This window comes from Pseudomonas rustica, assembly GCF_049959085.1.
In the GTDB taxonomy this organism is placed as follows: domain Bacteria; phylum Pseudomonadota; class Gammaproteobacteria; order Pseudomonadales; family Pseudomonadaceae; genus Aquipseudomonas; species Aquipseudomonas rustica.
This window is the reverse complement of sequence record NZ_CP188200.1, coordinates 2,040,163-2,060,321: the sequence shown is the minus strand read 5'-3', so window position 1 is coordinate 2,060,321 and position 20,159 is coordinate 2,040,163. Positions and strand designations below refer to the sequence as shown.

Genomic DNA, 20,159 nt, shown 5'->3' with positions numbered 1-20,159 from the left:
GAGTCCTTATTGATGCACGGCGAGCTGATAAGCCGTGTACTTGCGAATATTGATCACGCCGGTATCGAAGATCAGGTACTGGCCTTTGATGCCCAACAACGTGCCTTCGGCAATCGGGTTCTTGTCCAGGTTGAAGCTGACGATTTTGGCCGGGTATTGCTCGACCGGATAGCGGATTTCGAGAGGTTCTACATCGGCAATCGTCTGAATTGCCTGTAGGCCGAATCGCTCCTGCAAACCTTGCAGGCCTTCGGCGCAGCTTTCAAACAGCTGATCGCGCACCTGCGCCAGATCCACCGTTGCCGCATCGCCCTTGAGCAACGCGCGCCAGTTGGTTTTGTCTGCGACCTGGCTGCGGAACAGGTCTTCCACGAAGCCCGACTGCTGCCGCGTCGACACGCGCATGATCGGCAACGCCTGACACGCGCCCTGATCGATCCAGCGCGTTGGCAGTTGCGTTGCACGGGTGATGCCCACCTTGATGCCCGACGAATTGGACAAATACACAACGTGATCGGTCATGCAGAACTGCTCGCCCCACGCTGGATCGCGGCAGGTGCCGGCGTCATAGTGGCAACGCTCCGGGCTCATGATGCACAGGTCGCATTGCGCCAGTTTGGTCATGCACGGGTAGCAATAGCCCTGACTAAAACTGGTTTTGGTCTTGCGCCCGCAATGGGTGCAGTGGATCGCCCCCAGGTACTCCAGACGCACCGTGGTGCCGATCATGGGATTAACCGGCACCTCGACGTCATCCAGACGAAACGCGTATTGCACGTTCGGCCCGTCGAGGCGCGCCGACATTTTGCTGATTGCACCGCGGCCAATCTCGATCAATGGATAGCATCCGACTTGAACAGGATGTTCGGCACTTCGATCGACTTCGATGCACATTCTTGCGGGCCCATGTAACCGGTGCGCTGATCTTCAGGCAGGTTCTGGATTTCCCAGGCAATCATCGCCTGCAACGACAGCTCGCGCTGCTCGGCGGTGAGCTTGCCACCGTCCGACCATTTGCCGATTTCCACGGCCAGTTTCAGGCTCTCGTAGATGTCCGGGGTGATGTTGTTGATCATGTCGTTAAAAGAGGACATCAGGGTCTCCGTGCTCTTTATCTACAAAAAAATTCAGGCGGCCAGTTTACGGCGGTTATACAAACCACCCAACAAACCGGTGAAGCATCCGATGAGTAACCCGCCGACGTGGGCGGCGTTGGCGATTTCGCCGAAACCGATGACCGAGATCACCCCGGACATGCACACCAGCAACCACACCAGCATCATCACCAACACGCCGCGCGGCAGGCGATAAGCCGGGTTCGGCGCCAGCAGCTGGAAGATCCAGCAATGCCCGAGCAAACCGTACAGCACGCCAGAGAGGCCGCCGAACAGCGTCGGGCCGCTCCAGATGTATTGCGCATAGTTTGAGACCAGGCTGAACAACAGCGTCAGGCCGATCAGGTTGATGCTGCCCTGCCGCGACTCGATGCGCCGCCCCAGTTCCCAATACCACATGCCGTTCATGGCCAGGTGCAGGATGCCGAAGTGGATGAGCATCGGCGTGACCAGACGCCACCACTGCCCCGCCGCTAGACTGTCGGTCAACGGCGTGAAATGGATGTACTCGCCGACCACCTGGAAATCGAGGAAGGTCAGCCAGCGCAGGGTTTGCAGGTTTTCACCGAGGTAAGTCAGGCCGCCGACGATCAGGCACAGCAGCAGAATGAAGCCGGTGGCCTTGGCGTATTTCAGTTGTTCGGCGAAGCTTGGGCGTTTGACGGTCGGCGCGACGGGAATGTCCAGTTGCTGATCGGGATCACCGGCCGGGAAGCGTTCGTAAAGCGAGCGCACGTCTTCGCTGATTTCCGACGGCGCCCACAACACTTGCTCGCCCGCCTCTTCACTGACGCGATGCGGTACTTGCATGCGTTGCAGCAGTTTGACGAAACCGCTCAGATCCACGCCTAAAGGCAGACGTAATACCGCTACCGAACTCATTGCAGCACCTCCGGCCGCTCAACATCGACCCAGACAAATTTATTTGGATCGAGGAAGTTTTCCTGATCCAGGCGATAAGCAACGAGTTTGCCGTAGAGCACGGCGCTGTAATCCAGACACGCGAGGTTCGGCCGGATCGGCGCCGGTTTGCCGCTGCGCCAGTAGTGACCGACGAACAGCAATGGCTCGTCGACGCCGTAGCGCAGCAGGGAATTCTTTTCAGTGGAGGTCAGCGGCGTTTGCGCCACCGGTTCCGGCAAGGCATCGGGCTGGAAGACGATGTCGCCATAGGTTTTCGGGTCGTCTTCCCAGAACTTGGTGCGGAAGAACGAACGCACCAGACCGTCGCCGCTGGTCATGGTCAAACCATCGGGCAGGCGCATGTCGGTGCCACGCAGCAATCGGTCGAACACGGTGCAGGCGAAGCTATCCGGTACCGCCGAGGCCTGGAGGAAATGCTCGTCGATGCAGCCATTGGGAAACAGCGCGCGCAGCGGTTCGATCAGGCCGGCATCCCAGCAGGCGTGAACCACGCGGAAACGTCCGGCGTCGACAAACAGCGGCAGCTCATAGAACCAGCGCTGGAAATCGTGCCAGTCGCCGGGATGGCCTTCGAACTGGGTCAGTGTTTCGTGGAGCAACCGCGCATGGCGCTTGGTGTGCTCACGGACGAACTGCTTGCCGCTGCCCGGTGGCGCCGGGGTGCTCCAGCCGAGTGCGTTGAATTCGTGGTTGCCCATGATGCACAAGGCCTGCCCGGCCTCGACCATGTCATGGACGATGTGCAGCGCCTCGCGAATGCGCGGGCCGCGGTCGATGATGTCGCCGACGAACACGGCCATGCGCGATGGATGCCGCCAGACCCCGCCTTGCTTGTGATAACCGAGTCGGTCAAGCAAGTGTTCGAGGGTCAGGGCGCATCCGTGCACGTCACCAATCAGGTCATAACTGCGCGCGGGATCGAGCATCAGTCGCCTCCACCACCCAACTTGCTGCCCCAGCCGAGCTTGGTGCGGCAGACTTCATAGTAGTTGTGGTCGAGCGGATGAATCAGCCGCAGCTTCTGTGCTTTCTTGCTGACGGTGATGGTGTCGCCCGGCGCGCAGGTGAAGTGGTTCTGCCCGTCGCAGGAGACTTGCGGGTAAATCTGCATGTTTTTCGACACGACGATTTTCAGCTCACTGTTGCCATCGACCACAATTGGCCGGCTCGACAACATATGGGGGTACATCGGCACGATCACAATGGCATCGAGCTTGGGATGCATGATCGGGCCACCGGCGGACAGCGCGTAAGCCGTGGAACCGGTCGGCGTCGCGACGATCAGGCCGTCGGCCTTCTGGCTGCAAACGAACTGGCCGTCGATGTACAACTCGAACTCGATCATCCGCGTCGATTTGCCGGGGTGCAGCACCACGTCGTTGAGCGCGTCGCCCTGGCCAATGGCCTCGGCGTGACGGCGCACTTCGGCTTGCAGCAGGAAGCGGTTTTCCACCAGATAGTGGCCGTCGAGCACCTTGGCGACTTCGACTTCCAGTTCATCCGGGCGAATATCGGTAAGGAAGCCGAGGCTGCCACGGTTGATGCCGAGCACCGGAATATTGTGTTTGGCCAGCGCACGCGCGGCGCCGAGCAGGCTGCCGTCACCGCCGACGACGATGACCATGTCGCAGACTTCGCCGAGCATCTTGCGCGACGAGGTTTGCAGGCCGTGGCCCGGCAGCACTTCAGCGATGGTGTCTTCGAGGATCACATGCAGGTGACGATCGAGCAGAAACCGTTTCAGTCGGCGGACGGTATCCAGCACCTGGGAACTGCCCAGGCGACCGATGATGCCGATATTACGAAATTGCTCCATGGGACCTCTGCGGACAATCGAAAACGCGAAAAACAGGATTATGGGCGAAAGCGCCAGATAGACAAAATCCTTTCAGCCTCAAGGGCGCGCTCGTGTTTACGGCTATGCTCGCAAGATGATCCTATTTCCCGACCTGCTCCAGTTGCCTCACCAATTGCGCCATCCGGAAGTGCGGGATCTGGCGTGGGTGATCCTCGCCCCGCCGATGCTCGCCACCACGCCGTGGCCGCAACGTCATCCGCTGGCCGGCAGCGACTGGGTGAATGACCCGCATCGACTCGAACATTGGCTGCGCCAGCTCGACCGCGACAGCTACGGTTTGCTGCATTGGTTATCGCAGGCGCGCACGCGGCGTCTGGGCCTGTATTACGAGCGGCTGTGGCAATTTGCCGTGGCGCAGGCGCCGGGGATCGAGTTGATTGCCGCCAACCTGCCGATCCGCCGCGAAGGCCATACGCTCGGCGAACTGGACATGCTGCTGCGTGACCGTGATGGCGTGCATCACTTGGAGCTGGCGATCAAGCTTTACCTCGGCCCGCAACAGGGCGATGGGCGTGATTCGGCGCAATGGCTAGGGCCGGGTTGTCATGATCGGCTGGATCGCAAACTGGCGCATCTGGCCGGTCATCAACTGCCGATCTCGGCACGACCGGAAAGCCGTGAAGCCTTGGCGGCGCTGGATATCGAGTCTTTCAGCGCGCAATTGTGGCTGGGCGGTTATCTGCTGTATCCGTGGCCCGGTCAGGCTGAGTCGCCAAGCGGCGCGCACCCGCAGCATCTGCGCGGCAGTTGGTTGCATCAAAAGGATTGGCCAGCGTTCGTCGCGCAACGCCCGGCCGGTCGCTGGCAGCCCCTGCCCCGTCACGCGTGGCTGGCGCCGGCGCATTACCCGGCGGATCAGACCTGGAGCGAAGTGCATTTGCAGGCGTGGCTGGAGGAGCTGGAACCGATGGCGCCGGCGCAATTGCTGGTGCGCCTGACCGAGAATGCGCGGGGCGATTGGGAAGAGGCGGAGCGGTTGTTTCTGGTGTCGGATCTTTGGCCGAATGTGCCGGGGCAGGCCTAAAAGATCGCAGCTTTCGGCAGCTCCTACAGATGTACGCATACCCATGTAGGAGCTGCCGAAGGCTGCGATCTTTTGATTTCAAATGGACAGCCGCACAGCCAAAGCCGCCAACGTCACCAACAACACCGGCACCGTCAACACAATCCCGACCTTGAAGTAATACCCCCAACCAATGTGAATCCCCTTGCGCTCCAGCACATGCAGCCACAGCAACGTGGCCAGACTGCCAATCGGCGTGATCTTCGGCCCCAAGTCGCTGCCGATCACGTTGGCGTAAATCATCGCTTCCTTGATCACCCCACTCGCCTGACTCGCATCGATCGACAGCAAACCAATCAGCACCGTCGGCAAATTATTCATGATCGACGACAACAGCGCCGTCAGCACACCGGTGCCCAGCGCCGCGCCCCACACACCGTGACCTGCGAAAACATCCAGCCAACCGGCCAGATAGCTTGTCAGCCCGGCATTGCGCAAGCCGTAGACCACCAGGTACATGCCCAGCGAGAAAATCACGATCTGCCACGGCGCTTCTTTCATCACCTTGCGCGTAGAGATTTTGTGACCGCGAGCGGCGATGCCCAGCAGCAGTGCGGCGCAGACAGCGGAAATCGCGCTGATCGGAATGCCCAACGGCTCAAGGGCGAAACAGCCGATCAACAGAATTGCCAACACCGCCCAACCCGCATAGAACGTGGCTTTGTCGTGGATCGCGGTTTCGGGACGTTCAAGTTGATCGGGGTCGTAGGCCTTGGGAATGTCACGGCGGAAGAACCACAACAACATGCCCAACGTCGCCGCGACGCTGACGAAGTTGACCGGCACCATCACCGCCGCGTAGCGGTTGAAGCCGATGTGGAAGAAGTCTGCCGAGACGATGTTGACCAGGTTCGACACCACCAGCGGCAGGCTTGCGGTGTCAGCGATAAAGCCTGCGCCCATGACGAAGGCCAGAGTCGCTGCCGGGGAAAAGCGCAGCGCCAGCAGCATGGAAATCACGATTGGCGTGAGGATCAGCGCCGCGCCGTCATTGGCGAACAACGCCGACACCAGCGCGCCGAGCAGCACCATAAAGGCAAACAGCTTGCGCCCACTGCCCCGCCCCCAGCGCGCCACGTGCAACGCAGCCCAATTGAAGAAACCGGCCTCGTCGAGCAGCAGACTGATGATGATCAGCGCAACAAAGGTGCCGGTGGCGTTCCAGATGATCTGCCAGACCAGCGGGATATCGCTCAGATGCACAACGCCAAAGATCAACGCCAGCACAGCGCCGAGCGTCGCACTCCAGCCGACGCCGAGGCCTTTGGGTTGCCAGATGACAAGGGTAATGGTCAGCAGGAAAATCAGTGACGCAGCAAGCATCCGCAACAGCCTTGTTCGATAGAGGATTTTGGAAGACGACAGGATACCTGTGGTGAGGGGATTTATCCCCGACCGGCTGCGCAGCAGCCGCAAAACCTGCGAACTCGGTTTGACTGAGAAACGCAGGGGGCCGCTTCGCAACCCATCGGGGATAAATCCCCTCACCACAAAGAGTTCACCAAGGTGCTGGATTATTTTTTGTGTTGCTCGACGAACTGTCCGTAAGCATTGATAAAGCTTTGCAGAAAAGGTTTCACCGATTCACTCAACTTCCCCGCTTCATCAAACGCTGTCCCCGCACCGCCCAGATAAGCCTCTGGTTGCTGCATGCAGGGCACATTGAGAAACACAAACGACTGGCGCAGGTGCTGGTTCGCGCCGAAACCGCCAATGGCCCCCGGCGATACACTGATCACCGCGCCCGGCTTGCCGCTCCAGGCGCTCTTGCCATACGGCCGCGAGCCGACGTCGATGGCATTTTTCAGTGGCGCCGGCACCGAGCGGTTGTACTCCGGCGTAACAAACAGCACCGCGTCGGAAGAACCGACTTTTTGCCGGAAAGTACTGTAGGCTGCCGGCGGTGAATCGCCATCAATGTCTTCGTTATACAGTGGCAGATCGCCAATCTCGACAATGCTCAGTTTCAGGTTCGCCGGTGCCAGTTCCGCCAGCGCCAGGGCGACTTTGCGGTTGATCGATGCTTTGCGCAGGCTACCGACTATGACGGCGACGTTATAGACATTGCTCATGGAAGACTCTCGATGTCCGTGGGGGAGCCTGTAGTTATAGATGATCCCGTGACGATTCCACCAGCAGACGAGGGAAAAATCCCGGCTGCTGAATATTTTTTTCGTGCAGGAAAACTTACAGCGCTGGATGGCGGTCTTAAAACCGCAAATCAAGCGTTTTATCTCCAGAGGTTCTAAACAGATGGCAGCAGTACTCGTCGGTCAGTTCCATGCAAGAGATGCGGAAGGCCGCGTTTATTCCGTGCATGAATTCCAGGAATCCAACCCGTCGGCAGACGGTCTCACTGGCTCGGAGCCGATTTACAAACTGGCCATCGGCGATCGCATCAAGAAGATCGACGACCAGACGTTCGAACTGGTTCAGTCGGGTGTCACCCTGACCCGCGAACCTGAGCCAACCGTCGCTTCATAACTCGTCGTTATGAGCAGAAGTCATATGCGCAGAGTTGGGTTAGGATCAGTCACTGACCCCACCTGCTGAACATGGACTTCACGCATGCGTTTACGCCATATCGAAGTGATTCAGGCGCTCTTGCAGACCGGTCACCTGGGCACCGCCGCCGAATGGCTGCAGTTGCCAGTGACCGAGGTCGAAGAGCGTTTGCGCGAAGCCGAGAGTCAGTTGGGGTTCATGCTGTTCGCCAGCGTTCGCGGGCGCTTGCAATCAACGCCGGAAGCGCGGGCGCTGCAAGTCGAAATCGCCCACGTCTATGCAGCGCTCGAGCCGGTTCAGCGTCTGGCCAGTAGCCTCAAACAGTACCTCGCCCCTCCCTTGCGCATCATCGGCACCCCGCCGCTCTCCCAACATCTATTACCGCAAAGTCTTGCCGCCCTGCGCCGACGCCTGCCCGATGCACCGTGCAGCCTGCTCAGTGCGCCGACCCGCGACATCGTCCGCAGCCTGTTGCTGCGCGAAAGTGATCTGGGCCTGAGCCTGCACGATCCCGAACATCCCGACATCGATTGCCAGCCACTGGCCCAGGGCAAACTGCAACTGCTCGCGCCCCACGGTTGGCTGCAGCCGAAGCAGAAATACATTTCTCTACAGGATTTGGCCGGTCAGGCGATGGTCGGCCTCGACGGTCAGGATCCGCTAAGCCCGGCACTGGAAAACAAACTCCAGGCCTTGCGCCCGGCGCCGAGCATCCAGACTCGCGTGCAAACCCATCAGATGATGCGCAGCATGGTTGAGGCAGGCGAAGGCCTGGCCATCGTCGACCCGTTCACCGCCCTCGGTGCGCGCGCCGGCGGGCTCGATGTCTGCCCACTGTCGCCAGCGGTGCCGATCAGCCTCTACGCGCTGACCTTCAAACACACCGCGCCCTCAGCGGCAATTCAGACCTTACTGGCGATTGTCACGGAACAAGCCGAGGCGATGCTGTCGAGCTGAGCGGGTTTTCCAGCGGATTATCAAACAGTCGATACCAGAACAGCGCCACTTCGGCAGTGTTCGGATCAATACCTCGATAGCGCAACTCGTCGACACCGCCAATCACATAGCCGCAACGCTCATACAACCGGCAAGCACCGAGGTTGTTGTTCTGGGTTTCGAGCATGATCCCCGGCAGCTTCTTCTTTCGGCTCCAGAATTGCGCGACATCCAGCAACGCTTTGGCCACGCCATGCCGCCGGGCCGGCGCGTGCACCGCCAATTCGTCAATGTGGGCGAAACCGTTCCAGTTGGTGCTGATCACCAAATGGCCCACCGCCTCGTCATCCAGATACGCCATGAAGATCGCACTGTCCGGCGCATCGCGGAAACTGCTGAATTCTTCGGGGTCGATGCCGTAGCACTTGCGGTACGGCACGATGGGTGTCACCCGCCACTGCTCGACAGGCTGACCAATCACCGCCGCGCCGTAAGCGGCCACCTCAAAACTGAAGTCGCTGCCCCAGATATAGGGCGCAAAACCTTCGTCGGCGACACGCACCGACAGGCCTGGGTATTTTGGATTCACGGCCGGTTGCATACTGGGAAAAGTCCTCATTCCTTCACACAATCGACGGTGTATTGCCGCCCATTGCCCTCGTCTTCGTGCTGCAATCCATGCACATCCGCGACAAAACCGGGGAAGCTGCTATCGAACGTGCGAGCAAATTTCAGGTAATCGATGATCGAACGCGTCGATTCGGTAAAGCGTTCGCCGGGCATGATAAGCGGAATTCCCGGGGGATACGGCACCAGCATCACGGCGGCAATCCTTCCTTCCAATTCATCGATCGGCACCGCCTCGACTTCGCCGCGCACCAGATGATCGTAGGCGTGAGCCGGTTTCATGGCGATTTCGGGGAGCACGGTGTACATGCGTTTCAGGTGTTTGGCCGTGGCGTTGCTGCGATAACAGGCGTGCAGTTGATCACAGAGGTCGCGCAGGCCCATGCCGCGATAACGCGCGGTGTCTTCCAACGCTACGCAAGGCAGGCAAGTATCGAGGCGCACGTTGGCGTCGTAACTGCGCTTGAACTCCAGCAGTTCGGTGAGCAGCGTGCTCCATTTACCTTTGGTGATGCCCATGGAGAACAACACCAGAAACGAATACAGGCCGGTTTTCTCGACGACCAAGCCGCGTTCCCAGAGGAATTTGCTGACCACCGCGGCCGGAATGCCCTTCTCGCTTAACGCGCCGCCGGCATTGAGGCCCGGCATCACCAGGGTCACTTTGATCGGGTCGAGCAGCACGTAATCGTCACTGACATCGCCGAAACCGTGCCAGTCGGCATCGGGTTTCAGCAACCAGTCTTCGGTCCGCACACGATCAATGCCTTCGACGCCGGGCGGCTGCCAGATCGAAAACCACCAGTCATCCGCAGCAATGTGCTGACGCAGATTCGCCAGCGCACGACGGAAGCTCAGCGCTTCATCAAAAGTTTCCTGCAACAACGAACGTCCGGCCGGGCCCTCCATCATCGCCGACGCCACGTCCAGCGAAGCGATGATGCTGTACTGCGGCGAGGTCGAGATGTGCATCATGAACGCTTCGTTGAAACGGTCACGATCCAGCTGCCGCGCACCGCCGTCCTGCACATGAATCATCGAGGCCTGACTGAATGCCGCGAGCAGTTTGTGCGTGGAATGGGTGGTGAACACCAGCGGACTGTCGTCGCTGCGTGAGGTGGCCATACCGTAACGTCCGGCAAAGAATTCGTGGAACGCCGCGTAGGCGTACCAGGCCTCATCGAAATGCAGGACTTCAACGCTGTTACCGAGTTTTTGCTTGATCAGTTCGGCGTTGTAGCAGAGGCCGTCGTAGGTCGAGTTGGTCACCACTGCCAGTTTGACTTTTGGCGCGCGACCCTTGGTCAGCGGGCTTGCATCGATCTTGGCTTGAATCGATTCGCGACTGAATTCGCTCAACGGGATCGGGCCGATGATCCCCAATTCATTGCGTTCCGGGCACAGGTACAACGGGATCGCGCCAGTCATGATGATCGCGTGCAGCACCGACTTGTGGCAGTTGCGGTCGACCAGCACCAGATCATCGCGAGCGACCATCGAGTGCCAGACAATCTTGTTGGCGGTCGAGGTGCCATTGATCACGAAAAACGTGTGATCGGCGCCGAAATTGCGCGCCGCACGCGCCTCGGCTTCAGCGAGCGGGCCGGTGTGATCGAGCAGCGAGCCGAGTTCCGGCACCGATACCGATAAGTCTGAACGCAGGGTGTTTTCCCCGAAAAACTGGTGGAACGCCTGCCCTACCGGACTCTTGTGATAGGCCACGCCCCCGCCATGCCCGGGGGTATGCCACGAATAATTGGAGTCGGCGGTGTGCTGCACCAGCGCTTTGAAAAACGGCGGCAGCAAACCATCCAGATACTTGCGCGCCGCCCGCGCCACTTGCCGGGCGAGAAACGGCACGGTGTCTTCGAACAGATAGAGAATGCCGCGCAGTTGATTGAGCTCGGCCATGGCATCGGCCGGGGCGTTCTCCAGGGTGACCTGTTCGCCCAGGGCAAAGATCGGCAGATCCGGGGCGCGCACCCGCGCGAGGCCAATGAGTTCAGCCATGTTCTGCAACAGATGCGAGTTGGTTGAGGCATCCTCGGCGGCAATCAGCATGCACGCGAGGCCATGATGGGTCGACGCGACCAGACGCCCTTCCGTGTAGTCGGTGGCAGAGACGATGCTGAAACCTTCCTGCTCCAGTTCCCGGGCGATGCCACGGATGCGGTCACCGGCGACCGTGTCGGCCTTGATGTCGCGATGGACGATCAACACCGGAAACTTCAAATCTTTGTACATGGGGCTCAGTGTCCTGAGGCGGCAGAAATGAATCTGCCAATGCACTCAGGGTAGAGGGTTGCAGCGAATGTGGCGAGGGTGGCCAGTTGGCTTCATGTCTGTAAAAGCAAAAGATCGCAGCCTTCGGCAGCTCCTACAGGGAATGCATTCTCATGTAGGAGCTGCCGAAGGCTGCGATCTTTTGATCTTCAGGCCTGAGCGTCAGCCTCAGCAATCTGTGTCCACATCGCCGGCCCACCCGCCGACTTGGCGATAATCTCCAACCGCACCAGATGCGCCGCCAATTCATCCTCAGTCGCGCGAATAATCCGCGCAGGCTGGCGATCTACCGGCAACCGACGAATCTCGGTCGCCGAGTTGTCCGCGCCCTCGCCCGATCCGTTACCGTCAGAGGCATTACCAGCCAACGACAGGCTGGTCTGGCCGCCGGTCATGGTCAGGTAGACGTCGGCAAGAATCTCCGAGTCGAGCAACGCGCCGTGCAGTTCACGACCGGAGTTGTCGACGCCGTAACGTTTGCACAAGGCGTCGAGGCTGTTGCGCTGCCCCGGGTGACGTTCCCGGGCCATCATCAAGGTGTCGAGGATCGAGCAGTGCTGCGTGATGTCAGCGCGATCCTTCGCGCCCATCAAGGCGAATTCGTTGTTGATGAAGCCAACGTCGAACGCCGCGTTATGAATGATCAGTTGCGCGCCTTTGATGAACTCGAAGAACTCGTCGGCGACTTCATTGAAACGCGGCTTGCCGACGAGGAATTCGTTGGTGATGCCGTGAACGCCAATCGCGCCTTCGTCACTCTCGCGATCCGGTTGCAGATAGACGTGGAAATGCCGGCCCGTCAGGCGCCGACCGATCAGTTCGACACAACCGATTTCGATAATCCGGTGACCATCGGTCACCGGCATGCCGGTGGTTTCGGTATCGAGTACAACGGATCTGGTGGCCATCAGTGCTCAGCTCTCAACGGGTCAATCGTGCAAAAACGCGGATGTTAACACGCTCGGCGGGGGGTTTCAGGCAGACCGTGGCGTGCCCTTCGCGAGCAGGCTCGCTCCCACATTGGAATGCATTCCAATTCAAGGAAGGTACAGATCAGATCTGGAATGCATTTTCCTGTGGGAGCGAGCCTGCTCGCGAATGGCCACACCACGGTACAACGGAAGAAATCAGCTCTGCTTGTACCCGCGAACCTCGTCCACACCACGGTTCGCCAACTGATCCGCCCGCTCGTTACCATGATGGCCGATGTGCCCACGCACCCACTTCCATTTGACGGTGTGGCGGTTGACCTGCTCGTCGAGCTCTTTCCACAAATCAGCGTTTTTCACCGGTTCTTTCGCCGCCGTTTTCCAGCCGCGTTTCTTCCAGTTGGCCATCCACTCGTTGATGCCCTTCATCACATATTGCGAGTCGGTCACCAGCAGCACTTCGCACGGACGCTTCAACGCTTCGAGGCCACGAATGGCACCGAGCAATTCCATGCGGTTGTTGGTGGTGTTGGCTTCGCCGCCCCACAGTTCCTTTTCAACGCCCTTGCACACCAGCAATGCGCCCCAGCCGCCCGGGCCGGGATTGCCTTTGCAGGCGCCGTCAGTGAACAGTTCTACGGTGTCGACGCTTTCAACGCTTTCGCTCATGCCACTCTATCCAGAAAAATACGTGCCTTGCCGTTCACGGATCGACAATGACCAAGGCCGGGACAAACCCGGCCACAATTAAAAGAAGGTTTACGGTTCGACGCGGCGGCGATTGACCTTGGCCATCGGCAGCGGAATCAGCTTGCCCATCGGTTCGCGACGCTCCTGCCGCAACGGCCGCAGGCCCACCACGATCTTGCGCGCGACCAATAAATAGAAGCCGCCGCCCGACAATTGCCAGTCACCGGCCTTGCGTTCCCAGCCGGCCAGACGGCCCTGCCACTTGGCTGACGCGAGCGGCGGACGATAGCACCCGAAGCGGCGTTTCTCCAGCGCAAAGCCCAGCAGGTTGAGCCAGTCGGCGACCCGCGATGGCGAGATGCAGCGCGCCTGACGCAAGGCGTCGTGGGCGAACACATGACGCAGCCCCCACGTGCTCCACGGGTTGATGCCGATGATCAGCAAATGGCCACCGGGGCGCACACTGCTCGCCGCTTCACGCAGCAAACCATGGGGCGACAGGCAGAAATCCAGACCGTGCTGCATCACCACCACATCGGCGGCATGCTCGCTCAATGGCCAGGCTTGTTCCTCGCAGACAATCTCGACACCCGGCAGCGGCGCGCCAAGGCGCACGTTGCGCTGCACTTGCGGCGCCGACGGTGGCGTTTCAGCGGACGGGCCGTAATGCACCAGATAACCGCCAAAGAACCGGCCGAGCTCGTCTTCGAGCATGCGCCGCTCCTCGTCGAGCAGAAATTGCCCGAGCGGGCCGGACAGCCATTCACGGGCGGCACCGATCAGTGCCAGCCAGTCAGGATCAGCCTGTGCGAACGCTTTATCACTCATCGCATTCTCCAAAGCGCCAGGAACTACTAAGATGCGCCAATGTTTCCCGCTTGGCGAATTCCGACGATGATACAGATCAGTGCCCTGCCCGCGTTCACCGATAACTACATCTGGTTGTTACAAGATCACCGCAGCCAACGTTGCGCCGTGGTCGACCCGGGTGATGCCGCGCCCGTCGAGGCGTGGCTTGATGCACATCCGGACTGGGTCTTGAGCGATATTTTGATCACTCACCATCACCATGACCATGTTGGCGGCGTCGAACGCCTGAAACACATCAGCGGCGCCACTGTTTATGGCCCGGCCAGCGAAAATATCCCGGCGCGCGACGTGGCGCTGAAGGACAACGACACCGCCAGCGTGCTCGGCTGGGACTTTGATGTCTATGCGGTGCCCGGTCACACCTTGGGACACATTGCTTATTATCACCACGGTCTGCTGTTCTGCGGCGACACTCTGTTTGCCGCGGGTTGCGGTCGCCTGTTCGAGGGTACGCCCGATCAGATGCACCACTCGCTCAGCCGTCTCGCCGCACTGCCCGAAGACACCCTCGTCTATTGCACCCACGAATACACCCTGAGCAATCTCAAATTCGCCGCAGCGGTCGAACCGACCAATGCCGATATTGCCGCCCGTCTGGAAAAAGTTACCCAACAACGGCAAAACGGCGTGATGACCCTGCCGTCAACTTTGGCACTGGAAAAGCTCACAAATCCGTTTTTACGCACCGGTGAAACATTAGTTAAACAAAAAGTGGACGAACGGGCAGGCGCTAAAAACCGGGAGCCGAGTGAGGTTTTTGCGGCTCTGCGGGCTTGGAAAGATAAGTTCTAAGCACTGGTCTGCTTGGTACAAAAATTCTCAATGGTTGACCGCAGGGGGTGCGCTTTCTAGAATCGCCCGACATTTTTGCCCGGAACTTACTTCCAGCCAATGTCGTCATCCATACGTAAGTCCGTCAATTCAGACGCATTGACCCGCTTGGCGCAAGCCATCGCGGTGGCTGTGTCCGCCACGCTGGCGGGCTGTTCCAGCCATGCTCCGCAGACTGAAGCGACCCATACGCCGAACATTGCTGCGCGAGCCAAGCAGAAGCCGATCTGGCTCAGCGAAAAGCCCACTCCACAGATTCCTCAGGACGTCTGGGAGCGCATGCGCGAGGGCTTCCAGTTGCAGGAAGGCCTGGGCGTGAACCCGCGCATCGAGCAACAGCGCCTGTGGTTCGCCAGCAATCCTTCATTCCTTGAGAACGCCGGCGATCGCGGCAGTCTCTACATTCATTACATTGTCGAACGCCTCGAAGAACGCAACATGCCGCTGGAACTGGCGCTGCTGCCAGTGATTGAAAGCGCCTACAACCCGATGGCCTATTCCCGTGCCGATGCGGTTGGCCTGTGGCAATTCATTCCTTCCACCGGGCGTTACTTCAACCTGCGTCAGACCCGTTTCTACGATGGTCGTCGCGACATCACCGCGTCAACCACCGCCGCACTCGATTACCTGACCCGTCTGCACGACATGTTCAACGGTGACTGGTTGCTGGCGCTCGCCGCGTATAACGCCGGCGAAGGCACGGTCAGCCGCGCCATCGAACGTAACGAGAAACTCGGTTTGCCAACCGACTACTGGAACCTGCCGCTGCCGTCGGAAACCCAGGCCTACGTGCCGAAGTTGCTGGCGCTGTCGCAAGTGGTGCAGTCGCCGGAAGCGTACGGGGTAAACCTCAACCCGATCGCCAACGAACCGTACTTCCAGGTCGTCGAAATCAATCAGCGCATGGATTTGTCCAAAGTCGCTGAAGTGGCCAACATCGACGAAGACGAACTGTTCCAGCTCAACCCTGCTTACAAACAGCGCATTACCGTCGACGGCCCTCAGCATTTGCTGGTGCCAACGTCCAAGGCGCAATTGCTGACCACCAGCCTGCAGACCATGTCGCCGGACGAGTTGATCAGCAAACGCTCCTTGAAACCGGTGTTTGAAGGCGCTGACCCAACGGAAGTGGCGAAGCTGAAACGCGCCTACCGCGTCAAGCGTGGCGACAACCTCGGCTCCATCGCCAAGGCCAACAAGGTTGAAGTGAAGGATCTGCAACGCTGGAACAAGCTGACCGGCAAAAACCTCAAGGTTGGTCAGACCCTGGTGATGCGCGATACGAGCAAACCAAGCAAGAGCCGCAGCTCTGGCCGGGTCAACACGGTGATTGCGGCCAACAGCAAGAGCAAAAAAGGCGATAGCAAGCAGCAGACCCAGTACAAGGTTAAGCGCGGCGACACGCTGTACGTGGTGGCCAAGCGTTTCAATGTTGAGATGCAGCATCTCAAGCGCTGGAATCCGGGTGCGAGCAAGGCTTTGAAGCCGGGGCAGATGCTTACGGTTTATCAGCCGCACTGACAGAAGAGCCCCTGAGATTTCGGGGGCTTTTTTTTGGTTCGGTTTTTTTGGTGTTCTTGAGATCTATCCCCCTCACCCCAGCCCTCTCCCCCAAAGGGTAGAGGGGAAAGGGAGCCGATTGGGGGCTATTCAGAATTTGAGTTCGGCTCGGTATCGCAAGTCGGCGTACCTCCCGCAAACACCTCGGTCAGTCCCCTCTCCCTCCGGGAGAGGGCTAGGGTGAGGGGCTGTCAGGCAAGCGGATTAACCCCCCATTAACCCGCGATCTTTTTCCTGTCCAGACAAGCTGTTACTGTACGGCCCACAAAGCCCAAGCCGCCTGGATCAGATCTGACTTGAAGCGTCCCCTCCTCCTGCTCCTGATCAGCCTGGCCTTGAGCTCAACCGCAAGCGCGACGATTACCGAAAGTCACGGTTATGCGCAGTTCGGCACGCTCAAGTACCCGGCCAGATTTACCCACTTCGACTGGGTCAACCCGCAAGCGCCCAAGGGCGGTACGTTGCGGGTGATGGCGTTCGGCACCTTCGATACGGTCAACCCATACACCTTCAAGGGCACCAGCCCGGTCACCACGCCGAATTTCCTCCAGTACGGCATCAACGAGCTGAACGAGCCGCTGATGGTCGGCACTGGCCAGTATTCGCCGTCCGGCGACGAGCCGGCGTCCAGCTATGGCTTGATCGCGCAATCGGTGGAATACAGCGAAGATCGCAGCTGGGTGGTGTTCAATCTGCGCCCCGAAGCACGTTTCCACGACGGCACGCCGATCACCGCTTATGACGTCGCGTTCTCCTACCGCTTGCTGCTCAAGGAAGGTCATCCGCTGTACCGCACCGCCCTTCAGGAAGTGCTGCGCGTCGATATCCTCAATCCGCAGCGCATTCGTTTCGTGCTCAAGCGCTCGGGCAATCCGCTGTTGATCCTGCGCCTCGGTGAATTGCCGGTGCTGCCGCAGCACTACTGGAAAGACCGCGACTTCAAAGCCACCACTTTCGAACCGCCGCTGGGCAGCGGCCCGTATCGCATCACTTCGGTGACGCCGGGGCGGCAGTTGATCTTCGAGCGGGTCAAGGATTACTGGGGCAAGGACTTGGCGGTCAATCGCGGCAAGTACAACTTCGATCGCATGGAAGTCGAGTTCTACCGCGACAGCGATGTCGCCTTCGAAGCGTTCAAGGCCGGCGAGTTCGACATCTACATCGAGCATCAGGCGAAGAACTGGGCCAACGGCTACAACTTCCCGGCCATCCGCCGTGGCGACGTGATCAAGGCGCAGATCCCGCACCAGATCCCGACCCAGAGTCAGGGCCTGTTCATGAACACCCGCCGCGCCACGTTCGCCGACGTCAAAACCCGCGAAGCGCTGGGGCTGATGTTCGACTTCGAGTGGACCAACCGCGCGCTGTTCAGCGATGCCTACAAGCGCACCACCAGTTACTACCCGAACAGCGAATTCAGCGCCAGCGGCCTGCCGGTCGGGCACGAATGGCTGATGCTCAAGCCGTACAAGGAGCAACTGCCGGCCAAGCTGTTCACCGAGCCGTTCACGTTGCCGCAAACCGACGGTCGCGGCATTCCTCGCGAAACCATGCGTAAAGCCTTGGCCCTGCTCGCCGAGGCCGGCTGGAAGCTCAACGGCCAGCGCCTGCAAAACGCCGACGGCCAGCCGCTGCGTTTCGAACTGCTGCTGGTCAACCCGAATCTGGAACGCATCCTCCAGCCGTACATTGAGAACCTCAACAGCATCGGCATCGACGCGCGCCTGCGCACGGTCGATCGCGCGCAGTACAAACAGCGCCTCGATCAGTTCGATTTCGACATGATCCTGATGACGCTCAACCAGACCCTCAGCCCGGGCCTTGAGCAGTGGCAGTACTTCCATTCCAGTCAGGTCGGGGTCAAGGGCAGCAAAAATTACGCGGGCATCGCCAACCCGGTGGTCGATCACCTGCTCGAACAATTGCTCGCCGCGCGCACCCGCGATGAACAGGTCGCCGCCGGCAAGGCGCTCGACCGCGTGCTGCTTTGGCAGCACTACAGCATTCCCAACTGGTACCTGAATTATCACCGCCTGGCCTACCGCAACCGGTTGGCCTTCGTCACCACGCCGCCCTACACCCTGGGCCTGAGCGCGTGGTGGCTGAAGTCTTCGGAGAAAGATCGATGAAACCCATCCGCGCCCTGCTCGTCCAGGCCAGCGGCTTGCTGTTCGCCGGGCTGGCCTTGGCCGCCCCGCAACACGCCGTGACCCTGTACAACGAGCCGCCGAAATACCCGGCCGATTTCAAGCATTTCGATTACGTGAATCCCGACGCGCCCAAGGGCGGCGTATTCCGTCAGGCCGGTTTTGGTGGCTTCGACAGCCTCAACCCGTTTATCAGCAAAGGCGTGCCGGCCGATGACATCGGGCAGATCTACGACACCCTGACCAAGCACAGCCTCGACGAGCCGTTCACCGAATATGGCCTGATCGCCGGCAAGATCGAAAAGGCCCCGGACAACAGCTGGGTGCGGTTCTACCTGCGCCCCGAAGCACGCTTCCACGACGGTCATCCAGTGCGCGCCGACGACGTGGTGTTCAGCTTCAACACGCTGACCAAGGAAGGCTCGCCGATGTATCGCGGCTACTACAGCGACGTGTCCGAAGTCATCGCCGAAGACCCGGTGAAAGTGCTGTTCAAGTTCAAGCACAACAATAATCGCGAGTTGCCGCTGATTCTCGGCCAGTTGCCGGTGTTGCCAAAACACTGGTGGGCCGACCGCGATTTCAGCAAGGGCAATCTGGAAATTCCGCTCGGCAGCGGCCCGTACAAAGTTGCCGAAGTGAAGGCCGGCCGTTCGATACGGTACGAGCGGGTCAAGGATTACTGGGGCAAGGATCTGCCGGTCAACCGTGGCTTCTACAATTTCGACACGATGACCAGCGATTACTACCGCGACAACACCGTCGCCGTCGAAGCGCTGAAGGCCGGGCAGTTCGATTTCTGGCTGGAGATGACCGCGAAAAACTGGGCCAACGCTTACAACATCCCGGCGGTCACCGAGGGCCGTTTGATCAAGGAATTGATCCCCAACAGCAACCCGACCGGCATGCAGGGTTTCGTCTACAACCTGCGCCGTCCGGTGTTCCAGGACATACGGGTGCGTCAGGCGCTCGGTCTGCTGTTTGACTTCGAATGGACCAATAAACAACTGTTCAACGGTGCCTACTTCCGCACCCGCAGCTATTTCGAAAACTCGGAAATGGCCGCCACCGGCCTGCCCGACGCCGATCAACTGGCGATCCTCGACCCGTTCCGCAACAAGCTCCCGGCGCAGGTGTTCAGCGAAGCCTTCGACAACCCGAAGACCGACGCCAGCGGCATGATCCGCAATCACCAGCGCGAGGCCTATCAACTGCTGCAAGAGGCTGGCTGGAAGATCGTCGACGACAAAATGGTCGACGCCACCGGCAAACCGGTGGTGATCGAATTCCTCCTCGCCCAGACCGAATTCGAACGCGTGTTGCTGCCGTTCAAGCGCAACCTCAGCGACCTTGGCATCGAACTGGTGATCCGCCGCGTCGACGTTTCGCAGTACATCAACCGCGTGCGCTCGCGGGACTTCGACATGATCGTCGGCAGCTTCCCGCAATCCAATTCGCCGGGTAACGAGCAGCGCGAATTCTGGATGAGCGCCGCTGCCGACAAGGCCAGCAGCCGCAACACCATGGGCCTGAAGGATCCGATCGTCGATCAACTGGTCGAGAACCTGATCAATGCCGACTCGCGCAAAAGCCTGGTGGCCCACGCCCGTGCGCTGGATCGTGTGCTGCAATGGGGCTATTACGTAGTTCCCAACTGGCACATCAAGACCTGGCGCGTGGCGTACTGGAATCACATCGGCCATCCGAAGGTCTCACCCAAGTACGACATCGGCATCAACACCTGGTGGGTCAAGCCTGACGCTAAACCGGCGGTAGAAGTCGAAACCAAACTGCAAGCCGACCCTGCGGGCACGGAGTAAT

General features: G+C 59.7%; 19 protein-coding genes. 7 read left to right on the top strand and 12 right to left on the bottom strand.

The window, feature by feature from the left end:
- Positions 1–6 precede the first annotated feature (6 nt).
- Genes ACP3TY_RS09660 through ACP3TY_RS09640 form a run of 5 tightly spaced genes read right to left on the bottom strand, consistent with a single transcriptional unit; the run spans position 7 to position 3,855 of the window.
- Positions 7–837, bottom strand: a complete 831-nt coding sequence (locus ACP3TY_RS09660) for a DUF2797 domain-containing protein (RefSeq protein WP_053119411.1) — start codon at positions 835–837, stop codon at positions 7–9.
- Positions 834–1,094: a YeaC family protein gene (locus tag ACP3TY_RS09655; protein WP_007919229.1), complete on the bottom strand. Its 261-nt coding sequence runs from the start codon at positions 1,092–1,094 to the stop codon at positions 834–836. The genes ACP3TY_RS09660 and ACP3TY_RS09655 overlap by 4 nt, the downstream gene beginning before the upstream one ends.
- A gap of 33 nt (positions 1,095–1,127) precedes the next feature.
- Positions 1,128–1,997, bottom strand: coding sequence for a rhomboid family intramembrane serine protease (locus ACP3TY_RS09650; protein WP_426619830.1), 870 nt, complete (start codon positions 1,995–1,997; stop codon positions 1,128–1,130).
- The gene (locus ACP3TY_RS09645; protein ID WP_426619829.1) at positions 1,994–2,965 is read right to left on the bottom strand and encodes a metallophosphoesterase; all 972 of its coding nucleotides are present in this window, start codon (positions 2,963–2,965) and stop codon (positions 1,994–1,996) included. The genes ACP3TY_RS09650 and ACP3TY_RS09645 overlap by 4 nt, the downstream gene beginning before the upstream one ends.
- A complete protein-coding gene (locus ACP3TY_RS09640; protein WP_003224174.1) occupies positions 2,965–3,855 on the bottom strand; it encodes an NAD(+) kinase in 891 nt (296 codons plus the stop codon). The genes ACP3TY_RS09645 and ACP3TY_RS09640 overlap by 1 nt, the downstream gene beginning before the upstream one ends.
- Before the next feature lie 115 nt (positions 3,856–3,970).
- Here ACP3TY_RS09640 and ACP3TY_RS09635 point away from each other — a divergent pair, with 115 nt between their 5' ends.
- Positions 3,971–4,921 (top strand): DUF1853 family protein, encoded by a 951-nt coding sequence (locus ACP3TY_RS09635; protein ID WP_159815315.1) that lies wholly within the window; start codon positions 3,971–3,973, stop codon positions 4,919–4,921.
- Between the two features lie 78 nt (positions 4,922–4,999).
- On the opposite strand, the gene ACP3TY_RS09630 is transcribed toward ACP3TY_RS09635, so the two are convergent.
- On the bottom strand, positions 5,000–6,283 hold the full coding sequence (locus tag ACP3TY_RS09630) for an arsenic transporter (protein ID WP_282358151.1): 1,284 nt from the start codon (positions 6,281–6,283) through the stop codon (positions 5,000–5,002).
- 191 nt (positions 6,284–6,474) lie between these two features.
- Positions 6,475–7,032, bottom strand: coding sequence for an NADPH-dependent FMN reductase (locus tag ACP3TY_RS09625; protein WP_159815522.1), 558 nt, complete (start codon positions 7,030–7,032; stop codon positions 6,475–6,477).
- A gap of 181 nt (positions 7,033–7,213) precedes the next feature.
- Here ACP3TY_RS09625 and ACP3TY_RS09620 point away from each other — a divergent pair, with 181 nt between their 5' ends.
- Both ACP3TY_RS09620 and ACP3TY_RS09615 read left to right on the top strand, forming a co-directional pair.
- Positions 7,214–7,444, top strand: coding sequence for a hypothetical protein (locus ACP3TY_RS09620; RefSeq protein ID WP_212549263.1), 231 nt, complete (start codon positions 7,214–7,216; stop codon positions 7,442–7,444).
- Positions 7,445–7,528: 84 nt separating this feature from the next.
- A complete protein-coding gene (locus ACP3TY_RS09615; RefSeq protein WP_426619828.1) occupies positions 7,529–8,422 on the top strand; it encodes a LysR family transcriptional regulator in 894 nt (297 codons plus the stop codon).
- Here ACP3TY_RS09615 and ACP3TY_RS09610 read toward each other — a convergent pair.
- The 5 genes from ACP3TY_RS09610 to ACP3TY_RS09590 form a co-directional block, all read right to left on the bottom strand.
- On the bottom strand, positions 8,388–9,002 hold the full coding sequence (locus ACP3TY_RS09610) for a GNAT family N-acetyltransferase (protein ID WP_053119395.1): 615 nt from the start codon (positions 9,000–9,002) through the stop codon (positions 8,388–8,390). The genes ACP3TY_RS09615 and ACP3TY_RS09610 overlap by 35 nt on opposite strands.
- Positions 9,003–9,016: 14 nt before the next feature.
- Positions 9,017–11,272: an Orn/Lys/Arg decarboxylase N-terminal domain-containing protein gene (locus tag ACP3TY_RS09605; protein ID WP_426619827.1), complete on the bottom strand. Its 2,256-nt coding sequence runs from the start codon at positions 11,270–11,272 to the stop codon at positions 9,017–9,019.
- 188 nt (positions 11,273–11,460) lie between these two features.
- Positions 11,461–12,219 (bottom strand): DNA polymerase III subunit epsilon, encoded by a 759-nt coding sequence (gene dnaQ, locus ACP3TY_RS09600; RefSeq protein ID WP_212549259.1) that lies wholly within the window; start codon positions 12,217–12,219, stop codon positions 11,461–11,463.
- A gap of 219 nt (positions 12,220–12,438) precedes the next feature.
- A complete protein-coding gene (gene rnhA, locus ACP3TY_RS09595; RefSeq protein ID WP_053119389.1) occupies positions 12,439–12,909 on the bottom strand; it encodes a ribonuclease HI in 471 nt (156 codons plus the stop codon).
- A 90-nt stretch (positions 12,910–12,999) separates the two neighbouring features.
- Positions 13,000–13,758: a class I SAM-dependent methyltransferase gene (locus ACP3TY_RS09590; protein ID WP_212545887.1), complete on the bottom strand. Its 759-nt coding sequence runs from the start codon at positions 13,756–13,758 to the stop codon at positions 13,000–13,002.
- A 66-nt stretch (positions 13,759–13,824) separates the two neighbouring features.
- Between ACP3TY_RS09590 and gloB the strand changes: the two genes are divergently transcribed.
- From gloB to ACP3TY_RS09570, 4 genes are all read left to right on the top strand, one after another.
- Positions 13,825–14,592 carry a hydroxyacylglutathione hydrolase gene (gene gloB, locus ACP3TY_RS09585; protein ID WP_426620450.1) on the top strand — a complete coding sequence of 256 codons (768 nt, stop codon included), beginning with the start codon at positions 13,825–13,827 and terminating at the stop codon, positions 14,590–14,592.
- A 99-nt stretch (positions 14,593–14,691) separates the two neighbouring features.
- Positions 14,692–16,152 carry a LysM peptidoglycan-binding domain-containing protein gene (locus tag ACP3TY_RS09580; RefSeq protein ID WP_053119385.1) on the top strand — a complete coding sequence of 487 codons (1,461 nt, stop codon included), beginning with the start codon at positions 14,692–14,694 and terminating at the stop codon, positions 16,150–16,152.
- Positions 16,153–16,487: 335 nt separating this feature from the next.
- Positions 16,488–18,320 (top strand): extracellular solute-binding protein, encoded by a 1,833-nt coding sequence (locus ACP3TY_RS09575; RefSeq protein WP_053119383.1) that lies wholly within the window; start codon positions 16,488–16,490, stop codon positions 18,318–18,320.
- Positions 18,317–20,158, top strand: coding sequence for an extracellular solute-binding protein (locus tag ACP3TY_RS09570; protein ID WP_426619826.1), 1,842 nt, complete (start codon positions 18,317–18,319; stop codon positions 20,156–20,158). The genes ACP3TY_RS09575 and ACP3TY_RS09570 overlap by 4 nt, the downstream gene beginning before the upstream one ends.
- Position 20,159 lies beyond the last annotated feature (1 nt).

Coding starts and splice junctions, on each gene's coding strand:
- ACP3TY_RS09655 (WP_007919229.1), bottom strand. CDS start 1,094: ATGTCCTCTTTTAACGACATGATCAACAACATCACCCCGGACATCTAC.
- ACP3TY_RS09650 (WP_426619830.1), bottom strand. CDS start 1,997: ATGAGTTCGGTAGCGGTATTACGTCTGCCTTTAGGCGTGGATCTGAGC.
- ACP3TY_RS09645 (WP_426619829.1), bottom strand. CDS start 2,965: ATGCTCGATCCCGCGCGCAGTTATGACCTGATTGGTGACGTGCACGGA.
- ACP3TY_RS09640 (WP_003224174.1), bottom strand. CDS start 3,855: ATGGAGCAATTTCGTAATATCGGCATCATCGGTCGCCTGGGCAGTTCC.
- ACP3TY_RS09635 (WP_159815315.1), top strand. CDS start 3,971: ATGATCCTATTTCCCGACCTGCTCCAGTTGCCTCACCAATTGCGCCAT.
- ACP3TY_RS09630 (WP_282358151.1), bottom strand. CDS start 6,283: ATGCTTGCTGCGTCACTGATTTTCCTGCTGACCATTACCCTTGTCATC.
- ACP3TY_RS09625 (WP_159815522.1), bottom strand. CDS start 7,032: ATGAGCAATGTCTATAACGTCGCCGTCATAGTCGGTAGCCTGCGCAAA.
- ACP3TY_RS09620 (WP_212549263.1), top strand. CDS start 7,214: ATGGCAGCAGTACTCGTCGGTCAGTTCCATGCAAGAGATGCGGAAGGC.
- ACP3TY_RS09615 (WP_426619828.1), top strand. CDS start 7,529: ATGCGTTTACGCCATATCGAAGTGATTCAGGCGCTCTTGCAGACCGGT.
- ACP3TY_RS09610 (WP_053119395.1), bottom strand. CDS start 9,002: ATGCAACCGGCCGTGAATCCAAAATACCCAGGCCTGTCGGTGCGTGTC.
- ACP3TY_RS09605 (WP_426619827.1), bottom strand. CDS start 11,272: ATGTACAAAGATTTGAAGTTTCCGGTGTTGATCGTCCATCGCGACATC.
- dnaQ (WP_212549259.1), bottom strand. CDS start 12,219: ATGGCCACCAGATCCGTTGTACTCGATACCGAAACCACCGGCATGCCG.
- rnhA (WP_053119389.1), bottom strand. CDS start 12,909: ATGAGCGAAAGCGTTGAAAGCGTCGACACCGTAGAACTGTTCACTGAC.
- ACP3TY_RS09590 (WP_212545887.1), bottom strand. CDS start 13,758: ATGAGTGATAAAGCGTTCGCACAGGCTGATCCTGACTGGCTGGCACTG.
- gloB (WP_426620450.1), top strand. CDS start 13,825: ATGATACAGATCAGTGCCCTGCCCGCGTTCACCGATAACTACATCTGG.
- ACP3TY_RS09580 (WP_053119385.1), top strand. CDS start 14,692: ATGTCGTCATCCATACGTAAGTCCGTCAATTCAGACGCATTGACCCGC.
- ACP3TY_RS09570 (WP_426619826.1), top strand. CDS start 18,317: ATGAAACCCATCCGCGCCCTGCTCGTCCAGGCCAGCGGCTTGCTGTTC.